At 63.3% G+C, this 6,485-nt stretch carries 6 protein-coding genes; 5 read left to right on the top strand and 1 reads right to left on the bottom strand.

Annotation, left to right across the window (positions count from 1 at the left end):
- Positions 1-223 precede the first annotated feature (223 nt).
- Positions 224-1,297: a hypothetical protein gene (locus tag QVN30_RS11325; protein ID WP_289836447.1), complete on the top strand. Its 1,074-nt coding sequence runs from the start codon at positions 224-226 to the stop codon at positions 1,295-1,297.
- Positions 1,298-1,644: 347 nt separating this feature from the next.
- Positions 1,645-2,163, top strand: a complete 519-nt coding sequence (locus QVN30_RS11330; protein WP_289836448.1) for a winged helix-turn-helix transcriptional regulator — start codon at positions 1,645-1,647, stop codon at positions 2,161-2,163.
- Between the two features lie 312 nt (positions 2,164-2,475).
- On the opposite strand, the gene QVN30_RS11335 is transcribed toward QVN30_RS11330, so the two are convergent.
- Complete coding sequence (locus QVN30_RS11335; RefSeq protein ID WP_289836450.1) at positions 2,476-3,267, bottom strand: type III pantothenate kinase; 792 nt, start codon at positions 3,265-3,267, stop codon at positions 2,476-2,478.
- Between the two features lie 144 nt (positions 3,268-3,411).
- On the opposite strand from QVN30_RS11335, the gene QVN30_RS11340 reads away from it, so the two are divergent.
- From QVN30_RS11340 to lgt, 3 genes are all read left to right on the top strand, one after another.
- Positions 3,412-5,079 carry an OPT/YSL family transporter gene (locus QVN30_RS11340; protein WP_289836451.1) on the top strand — a complete coding sequence of 556 codons (1,668 nt, stop codon included), beginning with the start codon at positions 3,412-3,414 and terminating at the stop codon, positions 5,077-5,079.
- A 156-nt stretch (positions 5,080-5,235) separates the two neighbouring features.
- Positions 5,236-5,514, top strand: coding sequence for a NifU family protein (locus QVN30_RS11345; RefSeq protein ID WP_087201160.1), 279 nt, complete (start codon positions 5,236-5,238; stop codon positions 5,512-5,514).
- 117 nt (positions 5,515-5,631) lie between these two features.
- On the top strand, positions 5,632-6,444 hold the full coding sequence (gene lgt / locus QVN30_RS11350) for a prolipoprotein diacylglyceryl transferase (protein WP_204570958.1): 813 nt from the start codon (positions 5,632-5,634) through the stop codon (positions 6,442-6,444).
- The last annotated feature ends 41 nt before the right edge of the window (positions 6,445-6,485 follow it).

The raw sequence follows: 6,485 nt of genomic DNA on the forward strand, positions 1-6,485 counted from the left end.
AGGGGCCTAATAAAGGCCTTTACCGTGCCAAACTGCCCAGTTTGTGTCATCGGGCTCTGTCGGAATTCTGTCAGATGGTTCGATGATCGGCCACTTTATATGCAATATGTACAATATGTTTCACTGATACCTATAAATGCGGTACATAATTCAATGACGATGGAGTCGATGAACGTGGTGGTGTATGAAGCGAGATACAGAAGCTGGCCGACGTGTAGATGAAATGATGCTGAAGACGAGTGGAGACGCCATGCTTTTCCGCCCGACGACGCGAGCGGAAAAGGCTGCTTTGCGACGCCGCGTGCAGGCAGGTGAGCTGGTGGAACCGTTCCCGTGCATGTTTGAACGCGCGGACGCATGGGAGCAGCTTCTGCCCGATCAACGCATGCGCCGAATACTGTCGACGCTCGGCGCATCTCGCCCGGATATCGTCTTTTGCTCCTATAGCGCCGCGGTGATACATCGCCTGCCGGTCTCATATCGATTGCTTTCGCGCGTGCATGTGGCTGCTGGTACCAAAGAAGCCTCCCATAACTCGCACCATATCGTGCGTCATCGCATGGCGCGCGTGCCTTCCGTGGAGGTCGACGGTGTACGTGTGACGCCGCTGGTCGATACCGTAATCGACTGCCTCATAACCGCGTCACTGGGCGATGGGCTCGCAATCGCCGACGCATTTCTTCGGCAGCTGGATATCGAGCGCGAACTGCTCGTGGATCTGGTCGCCGTGCTCGGCGCGGCGCGCCGCGGGGTGGCCCGAGCACTCTATACCGCGTCGTGGGCTGATGGTCGATCGGAAAGCGGCGGAGAATCGATCGCCCGAGGCGTCATGATAGAGGAGGGCATCGTGCCGGCGGACCTGCAGGTCTCGTTCACCGATCCGGTCGATAGGGAATCGACGATGCGCGGCGACTACCTCTTTCGCCTACTTGACGGCACGCAGGTGCTCGGGGAGCTCGACGGTAAAGAGAAGTACGTGAACAAGAACATGACCGGCGGCAAACCACTGAGCACCATCTTGCTTGAGGAGCGCAAGCGCGAGTCGCATCTGACGATGCTCGGCATGCCCGTCGTGCGCTTCACGATGGAAGACGTTTGGAAGAAGGGGAGGGTGAAGCAGCTGCTCGCAGCCGCCGGCGTTCGCCCTGATACGATCGCGGCGGATACGTATCTTGCTACCGCGAAAAAACCTCCTACCGAAAATCCGTATGCGGCACCTGCGGTTGCCCCAGAAGACATTGCGTTCAGACTGAGGCGCGCACTTCGCAAGGGCATAATAGCCGGCCCGCTTCTATAAATGAGAGAGGGGGGTCAATGACACAAACTGGGCAGTTTGGCACGCTAAAGGCCTTTATTAGGCCCCTTTAGCGTGCCAAACTGCCCAGTTTGTGTCATTGACCTAAGCATCCAAACAATTGAGGTTCGTTTAAGGTTCGCTGTCTATCCTGACCGCATGCTCGGCCGGAGGCCCCGAACTTCCTTCCTCACGTAAACCGGCCGAGCATACCCCCCGGCGCTCCCTCCATTTTTCCTCACAGGGTTCGTCACACATTGCATACGGAGGCGGATTGCCCATCATCGCGGGCCGGGGTTGCCGCGCGCAGGTTGCGACGCCCGCGCGCGGCGCTATCGAAAGGACGGTACATGATTGAGGTAACACACATCTGTAAGAGCTATCAGGGGATTCGCGCGCTCGATTCGCGCGAGCTCATGCGTGTGTTCCGCGATATGGAGCTGGTTGAACAGTTGGGTTCCGGCATGCGCCGCATTCTCGATGCGTACGGTCGAGATGCATTCGAAATCGACGATAACTTTATCTGCGTGACGTTTCCGTTCTCTCAAGAGGCGCTGGGGCTGAATGATGATGTTGTTGGTAGTGGCATGATAAAGGAGACGGATGGCAGGATAAATGGCAGGAAACCAAGCTCTCACACGTCATCTCCTACATGCCTGACTGAAACAGAGAGGGCATTGCTCAATATATTGAAGACGGAACCGAGCGCTACATATGATCGGATGGCGGAGCATCTGAGCGTCTCCTATCGCACTGCAGGGAGGATCGTGGCATCGCTCATAGATAAGGGCCGTTTGCGCCGCATCGGTTCTAGAAAGAGCGGGCATTGGGAGGTTACTATTTCAGAAGGTAGCGAGAGCAATGGCTAAGTTGCCAATTGTGAGACTGGGCAAAATAAATCGCGTGGTGACCGGTCGAACGCCGAAAAGGGGGAACTCGGTTTTCTGGGATGGGGATATTACTTGAGCTGCGTCCGTCGATTTGTCGGATGAGATCGACTTTTTTCGAAACATAAGAAGCATCGTGGAATGGCGGAGTTGTAGCACGAGCGCACGGAGGGCTTCGGCACCAGCTCGCAGACGCCGAGCCTTGGCGTTCGGCGTGAGGGCAGTTGACCGGGACCTCTATGCCGCAGCCAATCCATCTCGCATCTCCCGAAGGTGGCCAGTTGGGCCCCTGTCCTACTTACGGTTCGCGACCCACAGCAGCGCGAGGCCGCGCAGGGTGAGCGTGTCGTCCACGACCGTCCGATGGCGCAGCAGCGCCGCGATCGTCTCGGCGCCGTCGCCGGTGATGACGAGGGCCGCCTCGTCTGACAGCCCGAGCTCGGCGATCATAGCGTCGAGCAGGCCGTCGATGCGCGCGACCTCGCCGAGCACGACGCCCGACTGCATGGCCGAGCGCGTGTTGCGGCCGACGACCCGCTTGGGCGCGCGCAGCTCGATCATGGGCAGGCGCGCGGCGGCCTGCGTGAGCGAGCGGGCGCCGAGGGCCACGCCCGGCGCGATGATGCCGCCGACGAACGCGCCGCCCTCGTCGATCGCCTCGAAGTTCGTCGTCGTTCCCAGGTCGATGACGATAGCGGGCGCGCCGTAGGCGGCGCGCGCGGCGACCACGTCGGCCACGCGATCGGGTCCGATCTCGGAGGGGTCGTCGTAGTTCATGCGCACGCCGGATTTCAGGCCGGGGCCGACCACGAGCGGCCGCGCGCGTCCGTCGGCCCCCAGCGCGCGGCGCCAGGTGTCCTGCAGCGCGGGGACCACGCAGGAGAGAATCGAGCCGGTCGGGGCGCGATCCGGCAGCAGCGACAGCGCATGGGCGATCTGGATGCGCGCCTCGTCGAAGGTGAGCGGCTGCTGGGTGGTGAGCTCGCAGGAGCCGAGCAGCTCGGGCGCCTCGTCGCCCCCCTCGATGGTGAACAGCCCGAACCGCGTGGTCGTATTGCCCACATCGACGGTCAGCACGGTATCCATGGCGCTCCTTTGCTCATGTATGGCGGCCCGCCGAAGTGCACGGGCGGGACTTCCGTTTCTGCTGCACCATTGTATAATTCATGCGTCCGAGCCGTAACCCGACTTCCCGGCACGAGGGGGAGCGGATATACGAAGGAGAACAACATGAGCTCTACGAGCGACCGCGCTGGTCTGCGCGGGCAATTGTCGCTGGCCGGCATCCTGATCGGCTGCATCGGCTGCGTCATCATCACGGCCTCATCGGTCTACACGGCACTCAAGATGGGGTCGCTTCCGTGGCCGACGATCTTCACGTCCATCACCGCGCTGGTGCTGTTGCGCGCGGTGGGGCGCACCAGTCTGAACGAAGCGAATATCACGCAGGTCATCATGTCGGCGGGCTCCATGGTCGCCGGCGGTCTGGCGTTCACCATTCCCGGAGCCTGGATGCTGGGGCTCGTCGACGAGGTGGGCTGGGTCGAGATGCTCGCCGTGGCGCTTGCCGGCACCTTGCTCGGCCTGGTGTGCACGGCTCTTATCCAGCGCCATTTCGTCGAGGAGTCCGACCTGGAGTACCCCATCGGCGTGGCAGCGGCCGAGACGCTGCTCGCGAGCCGCGCCGGCGGCTCGACGGGCAAGAAGCTGTTCGGCTCCATGGCGATCGCGGGGGCATGGTGCGTCGTGCGCGACGTGCTTGGCCTCATGCCGTCGCTGGTGGCGCAGCTGCCGGTTCCGGGCGTGGCGTTCGGCATCCAGATGTCGCCCATGCGCTGGGCGGTCGGGTTTTTGGCCGGACGGCGCTCGATCATCTATTGGGCCGTCGGCGCGGTCGTGGGCTGGTTCGGCATCGTGACGGGCGGCAGCATGCTGGGCGTGTGGGACGTTCCGACCGCCCAGGGCATCGTGAGCAGCCTAGGCATGGGCCTCATGATGGGATCGGGCGCGGGCGTGGTCGTGCGCGACATCGCGCTGCCGCTCGTGCGCGGCGCCCGCGCGTCCGGCAGCGGCCGCAGCGCGCGCGGGGACGGCTTCATCTCCCGCCTCATCTCGCGCTACGACGCGGGCGTCCTCGCCCTCATGGCAGCCTCCGCCGCGCTCGTCGCATGCTTCGTGCTGGGGCTGAGCCCGCTGGTCGCCATGGTCGTCGTGCTGCTTTCCTTCGTGTGCGCCATCATGAGCGCGCAGTCGGTCGGCCAGTCCGGCATCGATCCCATGGAGATCTTCGGCCTCATCGTCTTGCTGTTCGTGGCCGCCTTCTCCGAGGCGACCGAGGTGCAGCTCTTTTTCGTCGCCGGCGTCATCGCGGTCGCGTGCGGCCTTGCGGGCGATGTCATGAGCGATTTCAAGACCGGCCAGATCATCGGCACGAGTCCGCGCTCCATGTGGTTCGGCCAGGCGATCGGCGCCGTGCTGGGCACGTTCGTGGCGGTCGCGGTCATGGTCGCGCTCGTCACCGCCTACGGCCCCGAGGCGTTCGGAACCGACGCGCTGTTCGTGTCCGCGCAGGCCAACGTGGTCGCGACGATGGTCTCGGGCATCCCGAGCGTGCCGGCGTTCGTCATCGGGCTTGCGGCGGGCGCCGTCCTCTACGTCGCGGGCATTCCGTCGATGATGATCGGCCTGGGCGTCTACCTGCCGTTCTACATGTCTATCTCCACGGTGCTCGGCGCGGTGGTGCGCTGGGTCTACGACCGGGTCTGCGCGGCGCGCGGGGCCGACGACGAGGCTGCCGAGGAGACGGGCGTCGTGGTGGCCTCGGGCATCTTGGGAGGCGAGTCCATCGTGGGCGTCATCGTCGCCCTCGCCACAGTCGCCACGGGCCTTATGGGCTAAAGCCGGCACGTTTTGGGGCGGGGCCGTCATGAGTAGAAACGGCCCCGCCCTAAAAAGCAGCAGCCGTGCTCCGCGTTGAGTTTGTACAGAGGCGCCGTTGGGTACGAGCTTGTAGTACCATAACCTCGCATGTACTTGGTATGAAAGGAGCCCCCTGTGGCTGTTAATGAGAAGCTGCTGCTTGCCGTGCTCGAGGAGATCCGCCCCAACCTTCAGGCTGACGGCGGCGATATGGAATATCACGGCGTCGACGAGGACGGCGTGGTCTCACTCGAGCTCACCGGCCATTGCGCCGGCTGCCCGATGAGCCAGCTCACGCTCTCCATGGGCATCGAGCGCATCCTGAAGGAGCATGTGCCGGGCGTGACGCGCGTGGTCGCCGTCAACGAGATGCCGGGCATGTCCGACATCTACGACGAGTACGCGCCGTTCTAATCGAGCGCGCATCGCAGCAATCCCGGGGCCGCCGCGCGCGGCCCTCTTGCTGTCTGGGGCGCGCATCCGCCCCGGCGGCAGTCCTATCCACCGTTTGCGACCTTCAGGAGGGGTATCGTGCTCAACGAGCTGTACCACAGCCTCAACCCCATCGCGTTTTCCGCTGGCCCGATCACCATCTACTGGTACGGCCTCGCCTATGTGTTCGGGGCGATTCTGACGGGTGTCGTCATGTACCGCACGCAGAAGCGCTGGGGGTTCGATATCTCCGTCGACGACCTGATGACCGTCGTCATCGGCGTGGTGTTCGGTCTTCTGATCGGCGCCCGCCTGTTCTACATCGTGTTTTACGGCGAAGGGTATTATTTCGAGCACCCGCTCGAGATCCTGGCGACCAACCATGGCGGCATGAGCTTCCACGGAGGCCTTGTCGGCGGCATCATCGGCGGCATCATCGGTTGCCGTCTGTGCAAGCTCTCCGCATGGACCATCGCCGACCTCGCCGTCATCGGCGCGCCGATCGCCCTGTGTTTGGGCCGCTGCGCCAACTTCGTCAACGGCGAGCTGTGGGGCAAGCCGACCGACCTGCCCTGGGGTGTGGTCTTCGAGAGCGGGGGAGACGTCGCGCGCCATCCGTCGCAACTCTACGAGGCGATGCTCGAGGGTGTGTTGCTCTTCATCTTCATGCAGATTCTCTCGCGAAAGAAACCACTGCTCCCGCAAGGTACGTTTATGGGCGTGTTCATCACGTGGTACGGCGTCGCGCGCATCCTCGTCGAGTTCGTGCGCGTGCCCGATGCGCAGCTGGGCTACCTCTTCGGCGGTGTGATCACGATGGGGCAGCTGCTGAGTTTGCCGCTGGTGGTCGCGGGCGTCGTGCTGCTGGTCTACGCGCTGCGCGCCAAGCGCCCGCAGCGCTCCTACGTCTAGAACGCTGAACGGGTCGTTTGGGGACGGGTTCGTTCCAACCC

Origin of the sequence: Collinsella ihumii, from assembly GCF_030385545.1 — a bacterium.
GTDB classification, from domain to species: domain Bacteria; phylum Actinomycetota; class Coriobacteriia; order Coriobacteriales; family Coriobacteriaceae; genus Collinsella; species Collinsella ihumii.